At 59.8% G+C, this 24,187-nt stretch carries 22 protein-coding genes, 1 tRNA gene and 1 pseudogene; 8 read left to right on the forward strand and 16 right to left on the reverse strand.

Going from position 1 to position 24,187, the window contains the following annotated elements; all coding sequences use genetic code 11:
• The first annotated feature begins 270 nt into the window (after positions 1–270).
• Genes ACVWY5_RS25545 through ACVWY5_RS25555 form a run of 3 tightly spaced genes read left to right on the forward strand, consistent with a single transcriptional unit; the run spans position 271 to position 4,741 of the window.
• The gene (locus ACVWY5_RS25545) at positions 271–1,695 is read left to right on the forward strand and encodes a Z1 domain-containing protein (RefSeq protein WP_456671710.1); all 1,425 of its coding nucleotides are present in this window, start codon (positions 271–273) and stop codon (positions 1,693–1,695) included.
• Positions 1,692–2,669, forward strand: coding sequence for a PD-(D/E)XK motif protein (locus ACVWY5_RS25550; protein ID WP_028332408.1), 978 nt, complete (start codon positions 1,692–1,694; stop codon positions 2,667–2,669). The genes ACVWY5_RS25545 and ACVWY5_RS25550 overlap by 4 nt, the downstream gene beginning before the upstream one ends.
• Positions 2,666–4,741 (forward strand): AIPR family protein, encoded by a 2,076-nt coding sequence (locus ACVWY5_RS25555; RefSeq protein ID WP_028332409.1) that lies wholly within the window; start codon positions 2,666–2,668, stop codon positions 4,739–4,741. The genes ACVWY5_RS25550 and ACVWY5_RS25555 overlap by 4 nt, the downstream gene beginning before the upstream one ends.
• On the opposite strand, the gene ACVWY5_RS25560 is transcribed toward ACVWY5_RS25555, so the two are convergent.
• The 3 genes and pseudogenes from ACVWY5_RS25560 to ACVWY5_RS25570 form a co-directional block, all read right to left on the reverse strand.
• Entirely contained in the window at positions 4,738–5,916 is a 1,179-nt protein-coding gene (locus ACVWY5_RS25560; RefSeq protein ID WP_028332410.1) for a restriction endonuclease, read from the reverse strand. The two genes, ACVWY5_RS25555 and ACVWY5_RS25560, sit on opposite strands and share 4 nt — an antisense overlap.
• Positions 5,917–6,448: 532 nt before the next feature.
• Positions 6,449–6,673 (reverse strand): WGR domain-containing protein, encoded by a 225-nt coding sequence (locus ACVWY5_RS25565; protein WP_028332411.1) that lies wholly within the window; start codon positions 6,671–6,673, stop codon positions 6,449–6,451.
• A pseudogene (locus ACVWY5_RS25570) lies at positions 6,670–7,300 on the reverse strand (recombinase family protein). The gene ACVWY5_RS25565 and the pseudogene ACVWY5_RS25570 overlap by 4 nt, the downstream one beginning before the upstream one ends.
• Positions 7,301–7,603: 303 nt before the next feature.
• On the opposite strand from ACVWY5_RS25570, the gene ACVWY5_RS25575 reads away from it, so the two are divergent.
• On the forward strand, positions 7,604–8,188 hold the full coding sequence (locus tag ACVWY5_RS25575) for a GIY-YIG nuclease family protein (protein WP_028332412.1): 585 nt from the start codon (positions 7,604–7,606) through the stop codon (positions 8,186–8,188).
• A gap of 101 nt (positions 8,189–8,289) precedes the next feature.
• On the opposite strand, the gene ACVWY5_RS25580 is transcribed toward ACVWY5_RS25575, so the two are convergent.
• The 7 genes from ACVWY5_RS25580 to ACVWY5_RS25610 all read right to left on the reverse strand — a co-directional run bounded on the left by ACVWY5_RS25580 (position 8,290) and on the right by ACVWY5_RS25610 (position 14,686).
• Positions 8,290–9,126 carry a hypothetical protein gene (locus tag ACVWY5_RS25580; protein WP_028332413.1) on the reverse strand — a complete coding sequence of 279 codons (837 nt, stop codon included), beginning with the start codon at positions 9,124–9,126 and terminating at the stop codon, positions 8,290–8,292.
• A gap of 3 nt (positions 9,127–9,129) precedes the next feature.
• Entirely contained in the window at positions 9,130–9,759 is a 630-nt protein-coding gene (locus ACVWY5_RS25585; protein WP_028332414.1) for a hypothetical protein, read from the reverse strand.
• A gap of 134 nt (positions 9,760–9,893) precedes the next feature.
• Positions 9,894–10,214, reverse strand: a complete 321-nt coding sequence (locus tag ACVWY5_RS25590) for a hypothetical protein (RefSeq protein ID WP_321176619.1) — start codon at positions 10,212–10,214, stop codon at positions 9,894–9,896.
• Positions 10,215–10,252: 38 nt separating this feature from the next.
• Positions 10,253–11,170 carry a hypothetical protein gene (locus ACVWY5_RS25595; protein ID WP_321176618.1) on the reverse strand — a complete coding sequence of 306 codons (918 nt, stop codon included), beginning with the start codon at positions 11,168–11,170 and terminating at the stop codon, positions 10,253–10,255.
• 225 nt (positions 11,171–11,395) lie between these two features.
• Complete coding sequence (locus ACVWY5_RS25600) at positions 11,396–11,821, reverse strand: hypothetical protein (protein ID WP_321176617.1); 426 nt, start codon at positions 11,819–11,821, stop codon at positions 11,396–11,398.
• Between the two features lie 79 nt (positions 11,822–11,900).
• Complete coding sequence (locus ACVWY5_RS25605) at positions 11,901–12,362, reverse strand: hypothetical protein (RefSeq protein WP_321176616.1); 462 nt, start codon at positions 12,360–12,362, stop codon at positions 11,901–11,903.
• Positions 12,363–12,400: 38 nt separating this feature from the next.
• Complete coding sequence (locus ACVWY5_RS25610; RefSeq protein ID WP_028332418.1) at positions 12,401–14,686, reverse strand: AAA family ATPase; 2,286 nt, start codon at positions 14,684–14,686, stop codon at positions 12,401–12,403.
• 112 nt (positions 14,687–14,798) lie between these two features.
• Here ACVWY5_RS25610 and ACVWY5_RS25615 point away from each other — a divergent pair, with 112 nt between their 5' ends.
• Both ACVWY5_RS25615 and ACVWY5_RS25620 read left to right on the forward strand, forming a co-directional pair.
• On the forward strand, positions 14,799–15,326 hold the full coding sequence (locus ACVWY5_RS25615; protein WP_321176615.1) for a hypothetical protein: 528 nt from the start codon (positions 14,799–14,801) through the stop codon (positions 15,324–15,326).
• Positions 15,292–15,855, forward strand: coding sequence for a hypothetical protein (locus ACVWY5_RS25620; protein ID WP_321176614.1), 564 nt, complete (start codon positions 15,292–15,294; stop codon positions 15,853–15,855). Before ACVWY5_RS25615 ends, ACVWY5_RS25620 begins: the two co-directional genes overlap by 35 nt.
• Here the strand turns inward: ACVWY5_RS25620 and tenA are convergent.
• On the reverse strand, positions 15,844–16,551 hold the full coding sequence (tenA, locus tag ACVWY5_RS25625; protein ID WP_028332419.1) for a thiaminase II: 708 nt from the start codon (positions 16,549–16,551) through the stop codon (positions 15,844–15,846). The genes ACVWY5_RS25620 and tenA overlap by 12 nt on opposite strands.
• A 738-nt stretch (positions 16,552–17,289) precedes the next feature.
• Here tenA and ACVWY5_RS25630 point away from each other — a divergent pair.
• Positions 17,290–17,577: a hypothetical protein gene (locus ACVWY5_RS25630; protein WP_321176613.1), complete on the forward strand. Its 288-nt coding sequence runs from the start codon at positions 17,290–17,292 to the stop codon at positions 17,575–17,577.
• 60 nt (positions 17,578–17,637) lie between these two features.
• Entirely contained in the window at positions 17,638–19,164 is a 1,527-nt protein-coding gene (locus ACVWY5_RS25635; protein ID WP_028332420.1) for a site-specific integrase, read from the forward strand.
• A gap of 266 nt (positions 19,165–19,430) precedes the next feature.
• Here the strand turns inward: ACVWY5_RS25635 and ACVWY5_RS25640 are convergent.
• From ACVWY5_RS25640 to ACVWY5_RS25660, 5 genes are all read right to left on the reverse strand, one after another.
• Positions 19,431–19,506: transfer RNA gene (locus ACVWY5_RS25640), tRNA-Lys, on the reverse strand.
• A 164-nt stretch (positions 19,507–19,670) separates the two neighbouring features.
• Positions 19,671–20,261, reverse strand: a complete 591-nt coding sequence (locus ACVWY5_RS25645; RefSeq protein WP_028332421.1) for a Spy/CpxP family protein refolding chaperone — start codon at positions 20,259–20,261, stop codon at positions 19,671–19,673.
• A gap of 162 nt (positions 20,262–20,423) precedes the next feature.
• Positions 20,424–21,749, reverse strand: a complete 1,326-nt coding sequence (locus tag ACVWY5_RS25650) for a TRAP transporter large permease (protein ID WP_028332422.1) — start codon at positions 21,747–21,749, stop codon at positions 20,424–20,426.
• Positions 21,746–22,321, reverse strand: coding sequence for a TRAP transporter small permease (locus ACVWY5_RS25655; RefSeq protein ID WP_028332423.1), 576 nt, complete (start codon positions 22,319–22,321; stop codon positions 21,746–21,748). Before ACVWY5_RS25655 ends, ACVWY5_RS25650 begins: the two co-directional genes overlap by 4 nt.
• A gap of 100 nt (positions 22,322–22,421) precedes the next feature.
• Positions 22,422–23,426, reverse strand: a complete 1,005-nt coding sequence (locus ACVWY5_RS25660; RefSeq protein ID WP_028332424.1) for a TRAP transporter substrate-binding protein — start codon at positions 23,424–23,426, stop codon at positions 22,422–22,424.
• Positions 23,427–24,187 lie beyond the last annotated feature (761 nt).

Below are 24,187 nucleotides of genomic sequence, written 5' to 3' on the forward strand. Positions count from 1 at the left end.
TCATCGTCTCGCTTACCCCGCCTGACGACTATTTCGGCCCCGCTGCGGTTTTCGGCACCAATGACGATGCAGACAATCCAGGCCTGCCCCTGGTGCGGCCCCTTGCCCAGACACGCGAGGGCTGGATTCTGGAGAAGCACGACAAGACACTGAAGCCGCGCTTCAACGGACAGGATGTCATCCCGCCAAGCCTGGAGGATGCCATTGACGCCTTTCTCCTGACCTGCGCCCGCCCGCGCCGCGCGCGGTCAGGAGCGCGAACACAATTCGATGCTCGTCCATGTTTCTCGCTGGGTCGACGTGCACGACGAGGTCCACCGTCAGGTCGAAAAGCATCTGCGCGAAACGCGCGCGATGATTTCGAACGGCGATCGGGAAACCATGGAACGCCTGAAGGCGCTATGGGAAACCGACTATCTCCCGACCACTGAGGTGGTCCGGACGACGCTCTACGGCCGGAACACGATTCCGGTGACCTGGGAGCAGGTCGCGTCCGTGATCGCCGAAAGTTCGGACAAGATCCAGGTCATTACCGCGAACGGCAAGACCAAGACAGACATCGACTACGATGCCTACAAGGATACCGGCTATTCCGTGATTGCCATCGGCGGAGACAAGCTCTCGCGCGGCCTTACCCTGGAAGGACTGTCCGTCAGCTATTTCCTGCGTGTTTCACAACAGTACGACAGCCTCCTGCAGATGGGTCGCTGGTTCGGTTATCGCCGCGGATTTGCCGACCTGTGCCGGCTCTTTACCACCCCTGACATGGAAGACTGGTTCCGCTACGTCGCGACGGCCCAGAAGGAACTGCGCGCCCAGTTCTTCGAAATGGCTCAGATGGATGCCACGCCAAAGGATTTCGGCCTCAAGATTGCCGTCCACGACATCCTCGAAGTAACCGCAAAGAACAAACAGCGGCACGCCGAAAAGCGCGAGAGCAGCTATGCGGGCGAAGGCAAGGTGCAGACGGTCATGTTCCGCGACCGTCAGACCGTCGACCGGAACGCGGCAATAACCGATGACTTCCTTTCAAGTCTCGGAACCGGCACTGATAACCCGCGCCGGCCGGGCCAGCGGGAGAAAAAGGCTGACGGCACGCTCTGGACCGGCGTTGCTGGCAGAGAAATTGCCGAATATCTGAGGAATCTGACCTTCCCCTCGGAAAGCCTTCAGGTGGACGGGAAGAAGCTGTCCGCCTTCATCAACGCTCAGCTCGCCATGCAGCCCGCCGAGTTGACGGACTGGACCGTCTTTCTTGCCACAGGCAGCGAGAAGGAAGTCGATCTCGCCGGACGCCGACGCAGATGCATCCTGCGCAACCCCAGAAAGCCGCGGAAGAACGGTCGGCCGGCTCCGAGCGACCGGTTCATCATCGGTACGACGCTCAGTCCGCTGGATCAGGCCATCGACCTGACGGATGCCGAATTCGACGCGGCTCTCGTGAGGACAAACCGGGAAAGACGATCCCGCACCAAACCCGACACCGACGTTCCGTCCGGCGAGTTCATCCGCAAGGTCCGTGGCGGGCGGCCGCAGAACGGACTGCTGATCATCTATCCCATCGATCCGGACAAGGCCGGGGTCGAGCCGACCGACCGCCCGGTCATCAGCGTTGTTGTCAGTTTCCCGGACAGCGATGCCGCCGACAAGCGCGTATATCTCATCAACAGCGTCCAGCAGCGTGAAGAGTCATGACGGTCTGGCTGGAAGTGCTCAACGATGCCTGGAACGAACTTGCGCAGACGGCGCCCGTTGCACGCCAGTATCGGACGAAGCTGATTTCCGCGGAAGTGCCGCTGGACATTCTCGCCGGGATGAGGGCCAGCGACAATGCGCCCTGTCTGATGCTTCAGACCCGGCCTGCCCCCGAGGCTCTCTTCGAGCTTGGCGGGATGCGACTGAGCATCATTCCCGACCAGTCAGGACCGCTGCTTGCGCTTTCACTTGAGGACAGCAGCAGACGCGATCTTTTTGCCACCATCTGCGCCGACGTTGTCGCCGCCGCAGCACAGGCCCGGACGGTCGACGCTCTGGACCAGTTTCTTGCCCGTCTCGATGCCTGGAGACAGTTCCTGCGTGAGCGACGCAGCGGGTTTTCACGCCCGGAAACGGTCGGCCTGATCGGTGAACTTCTTGTTCTGGAGCAGCTGCTCGCCGCGAACCCGTACGGCCTCGCGAACTGGGAAGCGCCCATTGATGGCCTCCACGACTTCCAGAGCAGCGGTCACGCGCTCGAGGTGAAGACCGGGCTCGGCCCTTCGGCCTCGATTACGATTTCCAGGCTGGACCAGCTTGACACGACAGGCCTCCGTCAGCTCGAGCTGCTGCACGTGCGCCTCGTAGAAGCCCCTGACGGACGATCTCTTCAGGACATCATCACCGCAATAAAGGGCATTCTGCCGGATGACGCTGCGCGCCGAGGCTTCGACAATGCACTTCTTGGACGCGGTCTGATGCCGGATGACGATTCGGCCAGGCGCGCGCCGAGAATTCAGCAGCGCACTGTCGATGCCTATTCCATAACAGAAGCCTTCCCGCGTCTGACGCGCGGGGGTCTTCCGATTGCCATTACCGAGGCGACCTATACGCTTGATGTTCGAGCTATTGCCGCCTTCGCTGCTGACACGGCCGCTGTACTTGAAGCGTTCGTGCAAGGAGGTCGCCAGTGATTGACGAGGCGGTTGCCAAATTCGCCGAGGGGATCGTCGGCGAAGTCGAAGAGGCCTTGAAGGAAGAGCCCTTTTCCGAGGAAATTTTTACGCAGCTGATACTGGAGCGCCTTGAAGACGCTGGACAGCTGGAAGGCACGTTTCCGCTGTTTCAGAAGGGCCGCATCAAGAATGCGATATATCGCATCGACGGCTACGCCTTCGATGAAGAGCGATCCCGGCTCGAACTGTTTACGACCATCTACCGCGAGGATCTCCCGCCCGGCCGGATTCCCGCTGCAGAAGTGACGAAGGCCTTCGAACGGGCCCTTCGCTTCGTCAACGCCTGCGTCGAAGGCCTGGCCGCCGAGCTCGAACCCTCCAACAGCGATGCAAGTGATCTTGCCAGGCTGATCGAGGCCCAGGCGCGGACGCTCGGCAGCGTGAGAATCATCCTTCTGACGAACGGCATCGTCGACAAGGCGGCGGGCTCTACCGACTGGCGCGACCGGAAGGTCGAATTCGACACCTACGACATTGTCCGTCTGCAGAGGATTCTGGGAGAAGGCGAGACCCGTGCCGATATCGTGGTCGACCTTCAGGCACTCACCGGCGATCCTGTCGCGTGCCTGCATGTTCCGAGTCAGGCCGGCGAGTACGATGCCTATCTGTCGGTGCTGCCCGGCGAGGCCCTCTCGCGCATCTATGACCGCTACGGCGTTCGACTCCTCGAACTGAACGTGCGCGCCTTTCTGGGTCTGCAGGGCCGGAAGAGCGTCAATGCCGAACTCAGACGCACGATCGTCGAGCAGCCATCGATGTTTCTGGCCTACAACAACGGTATCGTTGCAACGGTTGATGACCTTGAGCTCGTGAAGGACAAGGCCGGACGGCCGCTGATCAAGTCGCTCAAGGGGCTGCAGATCGTCAACGGCGGGCAGACGACGGCCTCCCTCCATCGGGCGCGCCGCAAGGAGAGCCTCAACCTCGGGAACGTCGCCGTCCCGATCAAGATCATCAAGGTGGGCGGTGCAGACCTCAGCGAGATGGTTGCTTCCATCTCCCGGGCGGCGAACCGGCAGAATACCGTCCAGCTGGCGGACTTCTCGGCAGGCGATCCCTTCCATCAGGAGATCGAGACCCTGGCAAACAACACCTGGCTTGATGACGGGAAAGGGCGCTGGTTCTACGAACGCGCGCGAGGCTCCTATCTTGCGGCCGAGCAGAAGGCTGCCTATCGCAAGTCGGACCAGCAGACCTTCCGCACGCAGACGCCCAAGCAGCGGCGGATCAGCAAGCTGGATGTGGCGCGCTATCTGGCCGCCTGGGACGGCCTGCCCTATCGGGTCTGTCTCGGCGGGCAGAAGAACTTTCAGCATTTCATGCAGCGGATGAAGGACAGCAGTTCCCCGCCACCGGATACTGCATGGTTCAAGCGGCTGGCTGCGAAGGCCATTCTCTATCGCGCCGTCGAAAAGAAGATACGCGCAATGAAATTTCCGGCGTATGGCGCGCAGATCACGGCCTACGTGGTGGCCGGACTCGCCCAGAAGACGGGTGGCCGCATCGACTTCGACCGCCTCTGGTCCAGCCAGTCCGTCAGCCCCGAGCTTGAAGCGCTGGTCGAGGCCTGGGCTCCTCAGATCGACTCGCTTCTGCGCCAGTCTGCCGGTCAGCGCAATCCGAGTGAATGGTTCAAGAAGGAGGAATGCTGGCTGGATCTCATGAGCAGGCTGCCGGCGCTTTCCGATCCTCTTCCTCCGGAACTCGCGTACGCCGAGACCACCGATGGCGAAAACGTCGCTGCTGCGCCCGTCCGGGTCCATTCGGTTGCCGACTATGAACGGATCGAGCAGTGCATGCAGGTCAGCGCCGCAACCTGGCTCCAGGTCGCCGAACTGGGACAGAAGGCTGGTGCAGTCCACTGGAAGGTCGCGGGCATCTGTCGCACGCTTGCCAGCTACGCCGCGGGCGGATGGGACAAGAAGCCCTCCGCCAGACAGGCAAAGCCCGCGCTTGAGGCCCTTCAGGCCTGCCAGCGCGTGGGCGTGGTCGAAGGTCGTTCGTCAGTGGAGACTGCCGCAGCTTCCTAGGTAGCCTGGGGAAACTCCTCTCCCAGCCAGGCGGCGACCGTCGCAGGACTGCCCTTGCCGTTTCTGCGGAGCAGATCGACGATATCGGCCGCGGCAACGACTACGATCGGGTGCTCGTCCTCCTTGATTTCCTTGTAGGCCTGGAGGTCGACCCAGCTGGTTGTGACGAGCACCCCGAACTGGCGATGCCTGAGCCGGGAAATCAGGCGCGACATCTCGCGAACGCCCACCGAATTGGTCGCTGAATAGCACTTCGCCTCCAGGGCAAAATCGACGAGGATTCCGCTCGGCCCCGACCCCACCCGCAACTGGCCGACACCATCACGGCCCCCGTCTCGAGAGGGCCGCGTGACATCCAGCGTCACGACATCCGGCATCATGAAGCGCGTTATCGCGGCCGCGCAGTGTTCGAAAGCGTGCGGGCTATCCTTGAAGTGATCGCGGATCACCTGAACGATTGCTTCTCCTTCCGCGTCGGCGGGCAGCTGTTCGACCTTGCTGCGGTACTCCAGGGAGCGCGTCGACATGAGTGCCCGCCGGCGCCCGGTCCTGACCCAAGCCTGCCAGGCCTCGGGCGCATCGGCATCGTCGGCCTTTCCGGCTATCAGACTGTCAATCCAGGCCCGCCTGACGACCGGTGCATCAAGCACCGTAAATCTGGCGCGATAGTTCTGGAAACGCTGCCCGCCGGCCGTACGCCAGATCGCAACAAGCTCTTCCGAAGAGTCCAGGTCCGATGCTCCTGGCACCGCGAGCCCGAGGAAGATCATGTCCCGCCAGCTGCCGGCGTTTGCAAAAATGAACGTGGGCGGGCATTCGCGCCTGCCCTCCACACCGCCGCGGGCGGCTTCGAACATCTTCTGCAGGATCAGATTTCCGTCGCGGCCGGTATCATGCAGTTCACGGCCCGGCTTCTTGTTGTCTCCGTAGTACGTGAACACGCCCGTCTCACGATCAAGAGAATCCGGCCAGTCGGCATCCGCCATGCTTGAAGTGAGAACGAGCATGTGCAGCCTGCCCGCGACCTTTCCGCGGTACCGAAAGCCGCCGAGGTTATCCACGCGCATGAGGCGCGGCAGCGGGTCATCGCCCATGTTGCCGCGCCGTCCCCCCTGGTAGACCGCGTCAACGTGCAGATCCGACGTGGCCAGTTCATCAACCGATATCGTTCGCACTCTCGCCCCCCGACACATGCTGTCCTGGCATGTGAATCGGCGCAAGTCTCCCTGCACCTTCGTATGAAGTCGGGGGCAAGAAGTTTCTCTGCAATCCCGCTTGTCGCCAGCAAGGGCGTGCTACCGTACTGCCTGCATGATCTAGATGGCTATCAAGGCTCACGGGCCGGCGCCTGGCCATCAGACTCTGACACCCGCATCAACGTTGCGAGACGCAAATACGATTGTACGATTTTGCGATTCCTTTCACATGGCGAACTACAATACTTGAAATTTATGGTTGAACGTCCTATAAAGCCGCTGTCGCTTTCGTTGCGATTCTGCAAAACAGGGGCCGCTCCAGCGGCCCCTGTTGTTTTATGGGCGGATGCTGATCGAGAGACAGACCCTCAATCGCCCAAACCACAAAGCCAACATGCCACGTAGATGCATGGCCATCACTTTCGTTGATTGTTCTGCGTTGTGGCCATGTGCCTTAAGTGGCCAAACCTTGTAACACAGGCTTCCGGGCTGCTGTGAGAATTCGCGTGCACTAGCGATAGCCGCGCTTGAGCTTCCTTGTCCAATTATCTGCCATGGCGATATCGGCGCTGCCGCGCGTGTGGTGGGTTTCGACGCGAACAGTGCCGGCGCGGCCGATCCTTCCCCACTCGCGTACAAACGTCCATTCGCCGAACAACGTCGGCTGTACGTCGAGCTTGTAGAACCGGTGCACGTTCTGCTGATCGATGTTGCGGGTGAGCATGATGGCGGTCATGCGATTTCCTCCTCTTCTTGTTTTTTGATTGGTGCCGGAGTGTCGGCGGTCGACCCGATGCCAAGCAGACGCTTCGCGTCGTCCCGAAGTTCGCCTTTTGGTGAAACGAAGCGATAGAGCGTCTGGCGCGTGACACCGAGCTCATCGCAGAGCTTGCCGACCTGCGTGTCACGGCTGGCCATGCCAACCTGGGCCAACCGCACGGCCGCGGGCCCGGGCAGACGCCAATCCAGCTCGGGTGCGCTCGGAGATCAGCTCACGCTCAAACTCAGCCAGCGCGGCGAATATCCCGAAAACGAGCTTGCCGCTGGCCGTCGTGGTGTCGATCGACGAACCGTGACTGGTCAGCACTTTAAAGCCGACGCCGCGCTCGACCAGGTCATGGACAGTGTTGACGAGGTGGCGCAGATCCCGACCAAGCCGATCAAGCTTCCAGACAACGAGGATGTCGCCCTCGCGCACCGCCTTCAGGCAGGCCGCAAGACCGGGGCGGTCATCACGGCGGCCCGAGGCCAGGTCCTCGTAGAGGTGATTGGCTTTGATGCCGGCAGCAAGCAAGGCATCCTTCTGCAAGTCCAAAGTTTGAGAGCCATCCGCTTTGGATACCCTCATGTAGCCGAGTTGCATCTTCCTCCTGTCACTCAAACGTTCGGTTGTGTGACAGTCCCGGTGAAATACCCTCGCAAACCAAAATCCGTCACTTATCCCGTATTGCAGACTAAGGCTCGCAAACGGATGTCGACAAGCCGTTAAGTGACGTTCCTGATTAGTTGTGTTGCAGAGTTGTCGACCTTGAGTGGCCCGAAGAATGGGATCTACGGTCCTCCGACGGACAAGAACGCGGCAGCTGGAGACGTGCCAGCCTCCCATTGAACAAGTTAGGCGTTCACCCCATCTCTTTGTACGGTAATTGGCCCCCAAGGAGCCGCCATGGCTTCGATTTACGCGCTATATTCCTGTCGCGACGGGACGGTGCGGTACGTCGGAATGACGACCGGCACTACTGATCGGCGCTTCTATCAGCACCGTCGGGGGCCTTATGACGGCATAGGCGTTGTTCGAAGCTGGATGCGCGACGAATGGCGCGACGGCTTTCCCGTTCGCATCGTATTGCTTGAGCGGTGTGAATACAGTCTCGTCGACGAGCGCGAAACTCACTGGATCAATCTGTTCGACAATCTTTTGAACGAACGAAAATACTACCGGCCAACTCTGCCGGAGTCCTGCAGGGCGCGGACGCCCAAAATCCCTGATATCACCGCATATATGCGCAATCATATTTTCAACGTTGAAGGTAGACATGGCGTGCACTACCGGCACGGCATTGATATGTTTTTCGTCCTCGTGCCGGATCGGCAAGAGGGCCTTCGTCCCTTGATTGGCGACGAACTTCCCGGAGGCAGCCGGGCAATGTGGTTTTCTGATCTCGCCCGCGCACTCAACGCACGCGACCGATATCGCAGCTTTTTCCCAAGGGATCAGTGGCCGCGCGATCGACTAATCGTAGCAGCCTAGGCATTCACCGGCGAGCGTGGCCGTATTTCCCTGCCGGTAATTGGCTTTTCCCCCGCCCGTTGCGTTTCCTTTTGATTTCCGCAACGGCAACCGGCTGGCGGTTAACCCTTCAATGCCTTGGCCACAGTATAGGGTAGTGCCGTTACTTCATCTCTTTTCGAAAAGACAGACGACACCAGCTTGGACCGTTTACCGCGCCTAATGGCGACGAGAAGAAGCGCCAGCAGATCAAAGTCGATCAGCTCCGCAGGGCGCCGCATGGCCTTCCAATGGAAACTGTCTCGTCTTGCGGCTGTCAGCAACTCTTCGCGGCGCTGTACGATCGAACCCAACACCTGCCTTGACCGGTCGCTCTTGAGGCCAACCTTTTGAAGACCGCGCTTGCCAAGCAGATCGTACAAGTTCAAATAGATAGCCAAAGGTGTACGCGTTAAACCGACAGGCATTGTCGCATTTACTTCCAGCAGCTGATGAACATCCTGCCGCAAAGTTGACCATTCCTCATCTTCTGGCATCCGCCCCGCCAGCCCTTGATATGCTCGGAGAAGCTGTGGAGGACGAAACGACTCTTCGTCGAATCGAAAGTCAGACTTTGTTTGCTCCTGATGCAATTCACGCCGCAAGAATGCTTCGTTGAAGCTGGCAATGCGAGCAACGGCTTCGCCTTCATCGTCATCTAGATTACCTGCGATGTACAGTTGCTGTAGTCCTCCGACCAGCCCGAGGCGGAAAAATAGTCCTCCACTCTTTCGAAGCAGGTTACGACCGGAGTCAGTATCGCCAGCGATCAGGGCAACCGCCGCGGCGTCCCGCAGCAGCGTTGCGCCGGCTGCCTGGTGCCACGCCAGACCGGACGTCGCATTAAAATGGGCTTCTGCTCGGCGTTCCAAGAATGAACGACGTCGATGCAGCTGCTCTTGATCAAAGTCCTCGATCATGGCTCACGGCGCGATTACCAGACCCCGCTCATTCAGGAGCGGGCCAGGGTCAAGATATTGTGGGTTGCTCCAGGTGGAAACTGGACTGCTTAGACTCGCAAACGGATCCCACCATTCGACCCGCTGGACTTGGTGCGCAGGGATATGAATCTTCGCAGCGATTTCACCTTCATCATGATAGGGAGACCAGCCGCGGTAAATCAAGAGATCTCTTATTGGTTCGGAAATGTTCGCGAACCGAACGGCAGTATGAAGCCCGACCACCGTCCAGCAGAAGAAAAGGGCTCCAGCGCGTACTCCATCGTCCGTTGCAAAAAACAGGGCCGTATCGATTGCATCGTAGACCTGATTTGTCATGGTGGCCGGGTCCCGAATCACCGCCCCAGCTGACAGGGAAATGAACGGGGTCTGGCTGCCAAAGGCAACGTAATCGTGAAGATGGCGATCGAGGTTTTCCTCCGTAAGCACGGCTTCTACTTCCGAACGAGTGATCGTGCCCTTGTTGCGCCACCAGTTCGAATAAATGCCGTGCCCATCCTGAATCATTTGGACGGCTCTTGCTTCAGTTAAACCGTCGTCGGCACCCGCAGTACTCTCACCTTTGATCCCCTTTACGCAGTGTTGAACATGCATTTGCGGCAATTATCCTTGGCGATGCAAAATTTGGGTGCCGGTCCGGCGACGACGAAGGAACGCAAGCGTTGCCTTGAAGAGGCATCGCAGCCGCTCGTTACGCTGGCGATGCCCAGAGGCGGCGGATTGAGGTGTCATTGGGTGGGGTTGCAATCTCCGCCGTCGGAAGCGCAGCGTGCGACACACTGACCATTGCTGTCATTGAGGCAACAGTCGCCCTTCTTTTTCCCGTCGCACGTTCCGCCCTGGATACGGTCATCAGCAATCCGCTGTTTTATCGAGCTCGATTTCGTGTCCGACGCGCGACCACAAAGGCCTGAAATGCGATTACAGGCAGCGGCTGTTGAAGTTTGCAGCATTGTCGCGACCGGACCGCTCCGAACATTACCCGACTCAGCAGCACCAGCGCCGGTGATGGTCAGACTCAGGAACAGACTCACAAGCAGCGTTTTCACACTAGGTCTCCTCAAACCAGATTTTGAAAGATATTCCATCAATGCGCTTGAATCGAAGTGGCTATGGCGTTCGCACTCACACGAGCATTGTGCTGGGCCTGGGAGCTCGAATCCAGGGCGAGTGGAATACCGTTCGGTTTTAGCGGACCGATAGTGATCACCAGGTCATTGGTATAAGTCAGTTGCCCGGCGAGCAGATTCTGCGATGTATTGCCTGAGAAGTTGATCAGCTTCCACGACGGATTGACGCCTCCGCCGAAAGCCGCAACAAAATTGATGTCTTCCGTCTGGGTGTTGAAGAGCGGCACCTGTTCCAGCGCTCGGTACTTCCTCGAAGGGGACCTGGTCGCATCGCTTCCATTGTCCAGAGCCGCAAGCATTGTGGTGTCATAGATGAATTGTTCTATCTTCAGATCACCCTCTATCATTATCCCCTTCTGATATTCATCACAGGACGGCGGCCCCTGCACGCCAGCCTCCTTGTAATGCTTCACGATGTCCGAGTTCCTGTACGTAAACTGGATGGTCTTTGATCGTGAAGCGCTGGCTGCTCCGGTCGCGCCCAGGCCAAGCGTAAAGGATTGTGAACTGGTCACGTTGCCACCCGCGGCAGCGGGAAAAACCTTGGTAGCGTTTTTCAGAGGATCGATGAACGATACCCCCGCGTTGGCGCCGACCTGGTCCAGGCGCGTGACGGTCAGGGTGACAGAAGTCCCCCAGTCGCTCGACTCGATCCACTTGATATTCCAGATTTTCGCCTGGATGAGACCTCTGCCGATCTCGCAATGGATATGATTGATGATGGAGTTCTCGTAGCGCCCCTGAGTCGATGCATGGCTTGTCGGGCTGATCTGATATTCGAGAAAGGGCGTCTGATCCGGTACGGAAATCCCGCAGGACGCCAGGAATACGCCACTGATGATGGCGCCGATGTTACGGCTCTTGTATTGAGACATGGCCCCCTCGTCAGCCTGCAATCCGACAAATGCAGATCTCTTCCCCTGTCGATTTATCGCGAATTCCCGCGCTGAATGCAACTGCGGTAAGGCTCAACGCTGGCGCGACTGACGACGGTGCTCCACTCATGCCGGCGCCTGGTCACAGGGCAAACCTCGGGGATACCGGCGGTAGCCGCAGGCGCAACAATGCCAGGCGCCGGTCCGGCTTTGCCTTCGGCTAGTCTACTCCTCGGCTGGAATCGTCCAGAAGGGCAGCGTCGTCGCTACCTCTATCGCGCTTTGCCCGCGAGCCTTGTATTTTGCCTTGCCATCGACGAACTCGACCGGACCAAATACGGTGAACCAGTCCATGAGGGGGTGGGTGTCCATAAACGCGGGAACTGCGGCTATCAAACGATCAATGAGCCTGACATTGCCGTACTTCTCGACGTGCGCCAGCACAGAACACGCGATCTGATGCAGGTCCTGGCGCAACTCCATCAGCTCCGCGTTGAGCGCGCCAAAATCGACCTTGTTGCGCAAGTCGCCGAGAGTGAACGGAGCGCCGGATTCCTGCTGCTGCACCCTCTGCAGACCCGTGTCACTGCGCCGGCGCTTGAAGTCATCTATCATCCTCAGAATCGGTCGAGCATGGTTCATCTTTGTCACTTGGCTTCCCCCCTCAACAATTCGAGCCAGCCGCTGTTTTCGACGTAGTCATCGCAAAATCGTAAATACGACAATGCGATCAGGCCAGCTTTCGGAGTCGATCGACCAGTTGACCGTACCGGGCACCGTTTCCGCCGGGAAAATGCTGGCACCATGCGGCTAGGAACCGCTTCTCTAGATCCAGCTTCTTTTCACGGCGCAGAATGATGGCAATGCGCCAGGGATAGTACGGTGCCGGCACTTCACCCATCTTCAGGTACCTCGCGAAGGACCCGGCAACGACGGCCGTCTGCGCTCCGAGATCGTTGTCGATCGCCTTTAGATGATTTCGGAATTCACCTTCATCCAGTGAAAGGAAGGCTGGTCCGGACGACGCTTGATTCCAGGTTTCGCCTGTCGCAAGCATTCGCTCGACAACTGCATGCTGGTTGGCGGACAAATCAGCGATCTCTTCACGGGACAGTGGAGGCGTCTGCTCCATGCACTCAATCAGTACAAGCAGGGCATCGTAGTCGACTTCGCTCGCCTTGGTTTCAGACACGATGGAAGGCCCTATCTCTCCTCCCAAAGAGGGCACCCCTACGCTTCAAGCGCATTGATGACCCTCAGCGTCCGCCGCACATAACCCTTGAGTTCGGTGTCGTCGATCTGATCGGGCGTGGTGTCGCTGTTATCTTCGCCGTGGTGATACTCCGCCGAATAACCATTGATCTGGTCGAGCTCGTCATAAAGTGCCGCAGCCGGGTGGGTTGCGCCGCCCTCCCGTATCTTGCGCACCATGTCGCCCAGCCAGTCATTATCCTGAAAAGAGCTGGGGAACGTGGTCCGGCAATAAGCCTCCAGCACCACCCGCATTTTGCGCACTATATCCAGTAGATTGCCCGATCCGTTCGACACGAAGCTGCGCAGGTCGTCGGTATCGGTGAGAGTTCGGCCCTGGCATGCCCTCTCTATGTCGACCTCCGCCAGCTTCGTTCCGAGCGCCCGGTGATCCGACAGCATGAAGCAGATGCGTTCGGACGAGGGCGCCCTCGCCCAGAGCTGCTTGAGAAAGGTGGGATCGTGCGAAAGGACAATCAGCTGCTTGCAGGCGCGCGCCACCCGCATGATTTCATGGCCTGTCTGCCGGCGCCGGTACACGTCCTGGCTGGTAAAGGGATCATCGAAGACGACGATCTTGTTAGCCAGGTCGGCATCCTGCTCCAGACCGGCCAGGAAGAACGAGAGAGCCAGGGTCATCTTGTCCCCGGCACTCAGGGTATTCTTGAAGCTCGGCTGCGTTTCCGGGGTGCGGCTGCCACCAACATCAACGGGAGTACCGTTGATGACGAGCTGATACGACGTGCTAGCTATCCCGCTTGGATAGCTATGGGTGGTTTGCGCGATCCTGAATCCGGCGTTGAACAGGTCGAGAAGCTCGTTGATGCGGTTCTGGTAAGGCGCAACGACAGTTCTTGTATGTTCGTTGAGTTCAGCCCGGATCGCACCTCGTTCTTCATCAATGGCTGCCTTTTCCGTCACCAACCTGTTGTGTTCGTCGCACAGTGTCGAAACGGTCGGCGTATGGCGGGCCTTCACGGCCTGAAGATGACTTAGACGCTGCTTGGCCCCTTCGAGATCAGCCGTGCCGAGCTCCTGCTTCTTGGCGACGATCGCGGCATTCGCCCGCGCGATCTTTGCATTAAGTTCAGCCAGGTCCTCGAAAACCTTGCGATAGGCCTCCACGGCAGCTTCGCAAGTCGGCGGGGCGTCAACCACCTCCAAGGGAGCGCGCGCCTTGCGATCAAGCAGGTCAAGCAGCTCTTGGCGAAGGTTTCGGACCGCGTCCTCGAATGCCGGCGGCAGCTTGAGGCCGTCCCAGTCAAACGAAACGTATTCCTTCCAGAATTCGCCGCCGGAACTGTTGCGTGCCGCCTTTGCAGCCTGGGTCGCGATGAAGCCTTCCCCGAAATCCGACGCAGTACCCTCGCGCAGAGCCGAAACGTCGTTGTGCAGCCGAGCGTATTCGTCGCTGAAAACGGCGCGGAACGCTTTTACGAGCGGTAGCCCCGCAATGCCCTGCCCGCAGAAGGGACAGTCATCATTGGCGAAATTCAAGCCGGTCGACACCCAATTGCCGCCACCATTCTTCATGTTGTGCGAGGCGAAGTGCTTTTCGATCATCCGCTCCGCATCATCGGCAATTCCTTCAAGCGTTCGCCGCAGCGTTTCCCGTATGCCCGACGGGATCGTGTGAAGATCGAATGTCGACAGTTCCGGGCGCTCAAGGATCGTGTCGATATGGGTGAGGGCTGCCACTTCGACTTCCTGCCTGTCAATCTCCGCGTCGATGTCCGCTTGAGCCTGCAAATGCAGGAACGTCTCAAGCGACATTCCCGTGCCGAGATGAGGCTGCAGGCTCCTCGTTGAAGCAGAAATCTCGGTGGTCCTGGCGCGACTGTCCGCGGCAAGTTCGGAGTCGCGTTCGGCCAGCCCGACCCCGGCGCTTCCTACGATGATCCGGTAGAGGTTGCGCTTCTGGGCGACATCAACGACTTCACCGGCGTGAACGTTCTCTGCGACAAAGACGCCATCAAAGATGCTGAAGGAGGGTTTGGCTTCGCTCCAGCGCCCCCCATCGAACCGGATGACCCCGGTATCAAACAGAAGTTCGACCTTGCTGGCCTCCGTGATCCCGAGCGATTTTCGGCCGATGAGTTGATCGGGCTGCCCGGTGTGAAGGGAGCGCAGGACGGCACAAAGCGTGCTCTTGCCGAACCCGTTGGCGCCCGAAATGAACGTATGCTTGAACAATTGCGGGTTCGGGGAGCCAGCGGAATTGCGAAACCGCCCGATATTCTTGATGGAAATAAACTTCGTCAGCATTCATGCCCCCTTGAATGCCCGTGACTCTAGGTTGTAGCCGGGCGCAAATAAAGCCGAGCTGTAACCTGCTCAACAATTTCCTTGAAGAGGACGAAAGGCTAAGGCCCTGCAGATGGCGAGCGGCTGCTCTCAAAACCTGCTGAACCACGTCACGAGCACCAACGGCTACGGCGTCTACGGTGGCAGCGCCAACAGCCCCGGCATCTATGGTGGCAGCGCCAACGGCTGGGGCGGTGTTTTTTCCGGAGTCAATGGCGTGTATGGTAGCGCCTCCGGCAACGGCTATGGGGTCTACGGCAATGGCGGCGGCACAGCGGGCGGAGTTGGCATCCGCGGCGACGCCTCTACCGGCGGCGGCGGGTGGGGAGGGTATTTCACCGGCGGTGTCGCCGTTAATGGTCCCCTCTGTCTGAATGGCAGCTGTTACAACAACATGCCGGCCATCTCGTGCAACTTCGCCGGCTCAGCCAGGGTTGTTTATGGTGACAACACCAACGCCGGCGGCGACAAGCGCGGGCCGCTCCTGCTCTGTACCCGCATGAAGGAGACCGGCCTGTGCGAGAACCGGCGCACCGTTGGCGCGCGAGGCGATCGAGGCACTGGTGTTGAAGGGGATCGAAGAGAACCTTGCGGCGCCTGAACTGGTTGCCGAATACGTGCGTGAATATCACCGGATGGCCCGCGAGCTGCACAGCTCCACGGCCCACCGGCGCCGCGACCTCGAAAAGCGGTTGGGCAACATCAACGGCGCAATCTCAAAAGCGGTGGATGCGCTGCTGGGCGAAGCCCCCAGCCGCGCCCTCCGCGAACGCCTGGCCGCTCTCGAAGCTGAGCGCGACGAGATCGAGGCAGCCATCGCCGACGTCGTCCCGCCCGCAGTGGAATTCCACCCCAACGCGGCGAACGCCTACCGCGACAAGATACGGGACCTGAAGCAGGCCTTGGCAGAGTCAGACGAGGACAGCCGCCTAGCTGCCCATGAGGCTATTCGGGAGATTGTCGAGAAAGTCGTCGTTCATCCACGGGGCCGGTACCAACCCGTGCAGATCGACATTTACGGCCAACTCGCCGCCCTGCTCAGGATTTCCGAGAGGGCGGCTGAACCCCTAGGGTCTAGGGAAGCGTTGGTTGCGGGGATGGGATTTGAACTAAGACCTTCAGGTTATTGAGGTTGATGATTGCGAAGAGGGTTGTGCAACACGCTGTCCCGCGCGCCAGCCCATCTCCCAGAAGTCTGCCTCGAGTCGAGTGGCTTCCTTGAAGATCGCAATCAGCTCTGCCTCGCGAGCCGGCGTGGCGTAGAGATCGGCAAGATGTTCCATGTGCGCCCGCGCTCTTGACGCGATCTCCTGGTACGGCGCGCCGGCGTACTCGGCGATCCAAACGCGGTAGGAGTTCGTCGCAGCGTCCGCATTGGATCGCGAGGCGAGCCGCGTTGCGATCTCCGCGTACCCGATCACACAGGGAGCAAGCACCACCTTGAGAGCCAGCAGATCGCCGCGCATTCCTGCGTCGAGCACGTAGCGGGTATAGGCCAGCATTTCGACCGCCGGAGGGGTTTGTTCAAGATCACTCAGGGACAGCCCCCAACCAGCACAAAGCTTCACATGCAGGTTCATCTCGACATCAAGGATGGCTGAAAGGCCGGCCGCTGCTTCACGCATGTCGGCGAGTTTAGGTGACTTGTAGACCGAGAGCGCGTAGGCGCGAGCAAACTCGATGAGGAACAGGTAGTCCTGAACAAGGTAGTGACGAAATGCCGCTTCGGGGAGCGAGCCGTCTGCCAATCCGTTCGTGAAGGGGTGCTCTGTGTAGGCCCGCCATTCTGCGGATGCTTCTGTCTTTAAGCGCTCGAAGAAACTCACGATGCTTTCGCCTGGTTTTTTTCCATGAACGTCTTTGGCTCGCTATCGATAGCGCGTTGCGAACCGGGAGAGGCTGACTTGACACGCAGCCGCGATCAGCCCAGCCGATTCGGCCGCGTAGGGATTCGCTTGCCGCCGGTCGCCGGGACTGACCTGCAATCCCACGTTATCACACCGCGAACAGCGCAAGGATTCGGGAGCAATTTCATCGGGTCGAGTGACTGTCGCAAACGGCACTCGAATTGATGACCTCGTCATTACGAATGACTGCTTTTAGAATCAGAAACGCGTTTCCATCGCCACGGTAGCTTTATGGTAGCTGGCGGTCGTCGGCTTCGCGGTAGAAGCTCAGTAAGCTATTGATTTCTTTGGTACAGTTGGGTGGGCTCGAACCACCGACCTCCTGTTCCACAGACGAAAGTCAAGATTCCACCCCACCAGTTTCGCACCAGAATCAGCGTGAGCGAAACGCGACGAACGCGATTGAACTCCAACGAAACTGCAGCAAAATCAACGAAGGCGATCGATAGTCTGGCTCATAACGGTCTGCTTGCAAGCTCTTATAGAAGCGGGCCAGGATGCCTCTTCCATCCCATTTGTGCTCCACACTAGCCGAACCTTCTATGAGCGGCGCGGCCCTATTCACCTTTGTTTTCGCCTGCTCCCATGTACCTCCGACATCGGTGAAAGGAGCACGAAGCGATGCGGTGTTGCGAGATGCCAAAGAGTTCAGGAGGGATGATTGCACCCTATTCCTCGATAGAGGTTGCATTCGCGATAGGCGTTTCATTGGACGCATTCTATCGCACACGCCAAATTCGGCACGAGCGCGATGGCTTGCCAGCACCGATTAGCGAACGCGGTTCCCTTAAATGGGAACGTACTGGCTTCGATGCCTGGTTGACACGCCATCATCCCATGCGCCCGAAGACGATCGCCAATGAAGCATTCATGCCACCGCCGGCGGCAAGCGACCAAGAACATCGCGAGCGGTTGAGAATGGCCTATGGAGATCATGGCGCTTGACATTCAAGATGGTGCTGATTCCAATGGGTGTCTTCCCCCACTTCGGCACCGAGGCTTTCTATGGCCGATCCGAAATTTCCCTATGTCAAGTGGCGCGACGGCCGGCCGCGCTCGTCGCATGGCGCTTACGCCAGGGCACTCGGCTTTATCGATACCGACCTGCGCCATCCGCCCCAAGATGAAAAGGGCCGCCCGGTCGGCGCGTGGTTCAATCTTCAGGAGGCCTCCGATTTTTCTGACAAGCGAAGAGCAGAAATCGAAGCGGCGCGGCGCGCTGGCAAGCTTCCGAAAAAGGTTACGGTTCGGAAGCGTACCACGGTCGAGGACCTTCTGGATGACTGGAGCAAATCGGCCGAGTTCAAAGCGCTGTCGGCGGCCTCGCAATCATCCTATCGCAAATCGATCTCTGCCATCTTGTACCGGCCGCAGACGCGCGATGCCGCTGCGAAAATGCGTGCCGAGATCCGCGCCGCTAAGCTGCTCGGCTTAGCCGAGCCCGCGCGTGAACTCGAGGCGATTGCCACCGCCACGCCATCGTCAATCGGCAAGCCGGAGCTGCGTGCGTTTTATAACTACGCAAAATCGGCGCGGGGACATCACATGGCGCTAGCGATGATCGCGACGCTCTCGTCCGCGTTCACCTGGGGCCAGGAAAGCATCCTTTGGCGCCTTGGATCCAATCCTCGGGAGGGCATGGAGTTCGATCATCCGGACGGCCGGATAGTACTCGTCACGATGCCGGAGTTCTCCGCTTGGGTTGGCGCGGCCGATGCAATCGAACGCTCTTCGATCGGCGACAGCTTTTATCTCGCATTATTCACGGGGCAACGTCAGACAGATCGGCTGATCATGCGCAACGAAAGCGACGTCGAAGGACGACACGCCTTCCGGCAGAGCAAGACTGGCGAGCTCGTCGATATCAAGGAGGCTCCCCAGCTTACTACACGGCTAAATGCGGCGCGGGCGCGGGTGAAGGCGCTCAAGCTTCGGCTTCAACTTGATGCGGTGCCGCCCGAACTCGTCGTCAACGAGGACAATGGCGAGCCATATGACGAGAGCACCTACCGCCATTGGGTGTCGACGGCGCGCGCGGTTGCAGTATTCGGCTTCCTTGCACGCGATACCGTGCGCCAAGCGATCGTTCGTTCGGAGCGACTGACCAGCGAACTGACCAGAATCGTCGAAGGACTATTCGCACCTTTCCCGCTTGATGACGCGAGCAAGGCGCAGCGCGCACGCGCGGTTGATCAGCGCGCCCGAGTGCTGGCGGAATGGTTGGATGCTCAGGCAACGCGCGACAGCAATAGCGATGACACGGCGTGGTTTTTGAAGCCATGCCCATCGCTCATGTTCATCAACGGTGCCGGCGAGCTCGACCAAAAGCATGACCAGGACCTACGCGATACCTGCGTCATGTTACTCGATCGTGCCGGCTGCGACCTGCTGACGATCTGCGACATCACTGGGCACTCGTACCGAAGCGCGCAGACCATTGTGAAGCATTACCGTGCCCGCAATGCCAATCGTGCCGATGCCGGCATCGACCGGCTCGAGTTGCAGGTGCGCAAAGAAGGGATGAAGGGCTGATCGCCGAAAGGCCGAATCTCGGTTCGGTAAACTCGGCGCGGTCCTGTCTGTGATACTTGGCATAGTTGATAACACCCGCCATTCTGACAATCGCCGTGCCGAGGCGCTGCAGCGCGGTGCTGTTTCGGGTTAGCTGCAGTGGTTCAGGAGAACATCGCAGACTCGTCGCACGCCGTGCGACGTTCGGCCACGAAAAACGTCGCACGAGACCCATTTTGTTCTCGGCGGCTTCTCCGCGAAGGGCTTGGAAAATAAGGATTTTCCAGTGGTGGGCGCACCAGGGCTCGAACCTGGGACCCGCTGATTAAGAGTCAGCTGCTCTACCAACTGAGCTATGCGCCCGGAACTTGTCCGGAAATGACCCTCGCAAGAGAGCGGTCGTTTAGCAAAGCGATTCCCCGATGTCCAGCAAGCTCAAGCAAGTTTTCCCGACTTTCTGACAACCGAAAGGCCGCCGGAATCCGGCGGCCTTTCATAGGCTTGGCGAAGGTGCCGGCGGACGGCGCTCAGAGCCGGCCGGAGCGCTCCTGATCAGGGCCGTCGTCGCGGTCGAAACGGTCGTGATCGAAGCCGCGGCCGCCGCGCTCCCAGCGATCCATGCCGCGCTCGAGGCGGTGGCGGCGCCAGCCTTCGGCGCCGAAGCCGCGCCCTTCCATATGGGTCAGCATGCTCAGCCGCCGCTTCTGGTTGTCGTCGAGCGTCTTGTAGAGCGGGTCGGCGGCATCGGCGATCTTCGTCAGCGACGTCGCCGTCGCCGCCATGTTGCCGGCCCGCTCGCGCAGGCGGGCGACCGGATCATCCGGCTTCTGCGACTTGTCCGCATCGGTCTTCTCGGCGGCCATCCGCGCATTGGCGCGATCGAGCCGCATCTTGGCGAAGTCGCGCACCGCCGCCTCGACCGGCGGCCACAGCTTCTCCTGATCGGCGTTGAGCTTCAGCCCGGCGTGGACGGCGGCGATCCGCGCGTCGAGGAAGGCGGCCCGATCCTCGGGGCTCATCCGCATATGGCCGTGGAACCAGGGACGATGCTGGGCATAGACCGCGGTCGAACCGGCAATCGTGAGCGCCGCGATGCCGGCGAGCAGAACTTTCTTCATACGAACCTCCTTTGAAGGTTGCTCGAAGATGATGCCGCCCGCCCGCGCCTTCAACTTACGGATTGGACAGAGAGAGCTCTGTTACCAAGATGTAATCCGCTTTCATTGCATTGCAGAAACATCCAAGGCGCGAGGTCGCGCCTTGGATGTCTGTTGTTTGCGCTAGATCATTCCGAGCAAGCGCGGCAGCCACAGCGAGATCTCCGGCACGTAGGTGACGACGCCGAGGAAGATCAGCATCGTCAGCAGCCACGGCCACACTGCGATTGTCAGTTCGGTGATCCCCATCTTGGCAATGCCGGATGCGACGTAGAGATTGAGGCCGACCGGCGGATGGCACATGCCGACCTCCATGTTGACCACCATCAGAATGCCGAGATGCACCGGATGGATACCGAGCTTGACCGCCACCGGGAACAGGATCGGCGCCATGATCAGCACGATCGAGGACGCCTCCATCACATTGCCGGCGATCAAGAGCAGCACGTTGACGATCAGCAGGAAGACGATCCAGTCGACACCGACCGAGGTGATCCAGGTCGCGATCTGCTGCGGGATATTCTCGTTCGCCATCAGGAACGAGAACAGCACTGCATTGGTGATGATGTAGAGGATCATCGCACTCATGTTGGCCGAGCCGAGCAGCACCTTCGGCACGTCCTTCAGCGACATGTCGCGGTAGACGAACACGGCAATGACGAACGCATAGACTGCGCTGACCGCAGCCGCCTCGGTCGGCGTGAACATGCCGGTATAGATGCCGCCGAGCACGATCAGGATCAGCAGCAATCCCCACATGCATTTGCGGAAAGCAGTGACCCGCTCCGCCCAGCTCGCCTTCGGCAGCCGCGGATAGTCGTTGCGCCAGGCGCGGTAGAACGTGGTAAACCCGAGCAGCGTCGCCAGCATCAGGCCGGGTATCACGCCGGCGATGAACATCTGTCCAACCGACGCCGACGACACCCGATGGCCGGCGGGATCGAGCGCGATACTGCCGCCAGTGGCGACGCAATAGATCACCATCACGATCGACGGCGGAATCAGGATGCCGAGCGCGCCCGACGTGGTAATCACGCCGGCGCCGAAGCGCTTGGGAAATCCCTGCTTCACCATCGCCGGCATCATGATCGAGCCGATCGCGATGACGGTCGCGGGCGAGGATCCCGACACCGCGGCAAACAGCGCGCAGGCCATTACGCCGGCAAGTCCCAGCCCGCCATACCAGTGTCCGACCATGGAGGTGGCGAAATTGATCATTCGCCGCGCCACCCCGCCATGGGTCAGGAAATTGCCCGCGAGGATGAAGAACGGGATCGCCATGATCTCGAAATTGTCGATCCCGGTGAACAGCTTCAGCGCCACCGACTCGGTCGGCACATTGGTCATCGTGTAGATGAAGGTGAGCACGGTGAGGCCGAGCGCGATCGAGATCGGCATGCCGGTCAGCATCAGCGCGATCAGGAGACCGAAGATGATGAGGCTGGTCATCGCGTCACCTCCGCGACGCCAGCACCTGGCGCATCGACCTCAACGCCCTCGACATGGGCATGGTCGTGATGCGGCAGCTCGCCGGTGCGGAAATAGGCGTACGCGACTTGCAGAAAGCGGAAGCACATCAAATAGGAGCCGAGCGGAATGCAGAGATAGACGATCCAGCTCGGGATCTCGAGATCGGGCGAAACCTGGTCGGTATGCATCAGCCCCCACACGAACTTGGCGCCCATGGTGCCGATCACCGCCGTGAAGAACGCGCCGCAGAACAGACCGAACAGGACGACTGCGTTCTTCCACGGCGATCTAAGCTGGTTGACCACGACGTCGACGCCGACATGGATGCCGGTTCGCACGCCGTAGGCTGCGCCGAACTTGGCGACCCACACGAACATGTAGATGCAAAGCTCCTGCGCCCAGGACAGGTTGATCGGGAACAGGATCGGATAAAGGAACGGGATGCCGATCAGGTAGCGATGCATGACGGCGAGGAAGATCAGCAAGGTCGCCGCCGCCATCAATGTCGCGATCAGTATCTCTTCGAGCCGGTCAAGAATACGCAGCAGCATCAATCTCCCCTCACGGCCGGGCGGATGCGCCGCGCCGTGCCCCCTTCCAGCGGCCGCTCCGGCCGCTGGCTCCATCTCATTTGCGGTTTCTGACCTCCGCTCAGTTCATCGGGCCGCGGCCCGTTTCTTTGAGAAACTCGTCGATCAGAGGCTGACCGACGCGTGAGGCCACGTCCTTGTAGACCGGCAGCATCGCCTTGCGCATCGCCTCGTCCTGTTCCGGCGTCAGCTTGACGATCTCGCTCTTGCCGCTCTTCTTGATCTCGGCCAGCGCGTCCTCGTTCTCCTTGGCCGACTGACTGTTGCCGTAAGCGGTGGCTTCCTTCATCGCCTTGTCGAGCTGCTCGCGAATATCGGCCGGCAGTCCATCCCAGAATTTCTTGTTCACGACCACGACGTAGCCGATATAGCCGTGGTTGGTCTCGGTGATGTACTTCTGCACCTCATGCATTTTCTGGGTGTAGATGTTCGACCAGGTGTTCTCCTGGCCGTCGACCACGCCGGTCTGCAGCGCCTGATAGACTTCCGAGAACGCCATGACCTGCGGAATCGCGCCGAGTGAGCGGAACTGGGCTTCCAGCACCTTGGACGACTGAATGCGGAACTTAAGGCCCTTGTAGTCAGAGGGCGCGACCAGCTTCTTGTTCGCGCTCATCTGCTTGAAGCCGTTGTCCCAATAGGCGAGACCGGTCATGCCCTTGGAATCCAGCTTCTTGAGCAGCTGGGCGCCAAGCGGACCGTCGGTGACCTTCCGCAGCGTCTTCAGGTCGGGCAGGATGTAGGGCAGATCGAAGACCTCGAATTCCTTCACGCCGATCGGGCCGAACTTCGAGTTTGACGGCGCCAGCATCTGCACCGCGCCGAGCTGCAGCGCCTCGAGCTCTTCCTTGTCCTTGTAGAGCTGCGAGTTCGGATAGACCTCGACCTTCACCTTGCCGCCGGTGTACTTATCGGCAAGTTCCTTGAACTTCTCGGCCGCCTGCCCCTTCGGCGTGTTGGTGGCCACTACGTGGCTGAACTTGAGAACGATCGGTGACTGCGCCGACGCCGGCCCGACAAAGGTCAAGGCTGCGATCGAAGCCGCAGCCAAAATGAGTTTACGCATGTTTCCTCCCGCGTAATTGCGGAGCACGAACACCGGCCCCGAGAGATCTGTGCGCACCATTACAGACAAGCAACGAGCATTGCCATTGCCCCTTTAGCAGGGGCTAATTGCGCTATTGCTGCACTGCAAAATTCGATGCGACGGTATCCCTTTCGGCTCTTGCGACCGTTCAATGACACCGCCCGCACGCTGTGCCCGGCCACGGCAATGAGGTCAATGCGAGGTTTGGCAATGGCGGGTTCGCCGGGCGCGAATGCTGCGCGTTTCTTGCCAGCTGTCGTCGCTGCGAAAACAGGAACCGTATGGCGCGGCGGATCTTTCGGGCGGGACTCATCGTCGTCCTGGCGACGGCCAGGACCCATAACCACCGCATGTGATTGTAAGAGGGATTGGGGCCCCAGCGTCGCGCAATGATTGAGATTTGGGGTAATGGGTCCTGGCCTTCGCCAGGACGACGGTGGGGATGGTTCTCGATTCAAGCTGTCAAACAGCGCGGTGTCATCACCCGCGCATGCGCATGCGGGTGATCCGGTTTTCCAGAGACGCCCGTGCTTGTGCCGAGGGGGGGTGCGTCCTCCGCTGTCGTCCCGGCGAAGGCCGGGACCCATACTCCGCAGCGGGTGTTGTGAATGGGACTCGTGGTTCCGACATCGCGCAAGACAATTCCCATTTGTGGTTATGGGTCCCGGCCTTCGCCGGGACGACGCTGAGTGTGTTGCGCTGTCAGTGCTCATAGCTTTGCATTCTCGCGACATGAATCG

The organism is Bradyrhizobium sp. USDA 3256, from assembly GCF_054058275.1.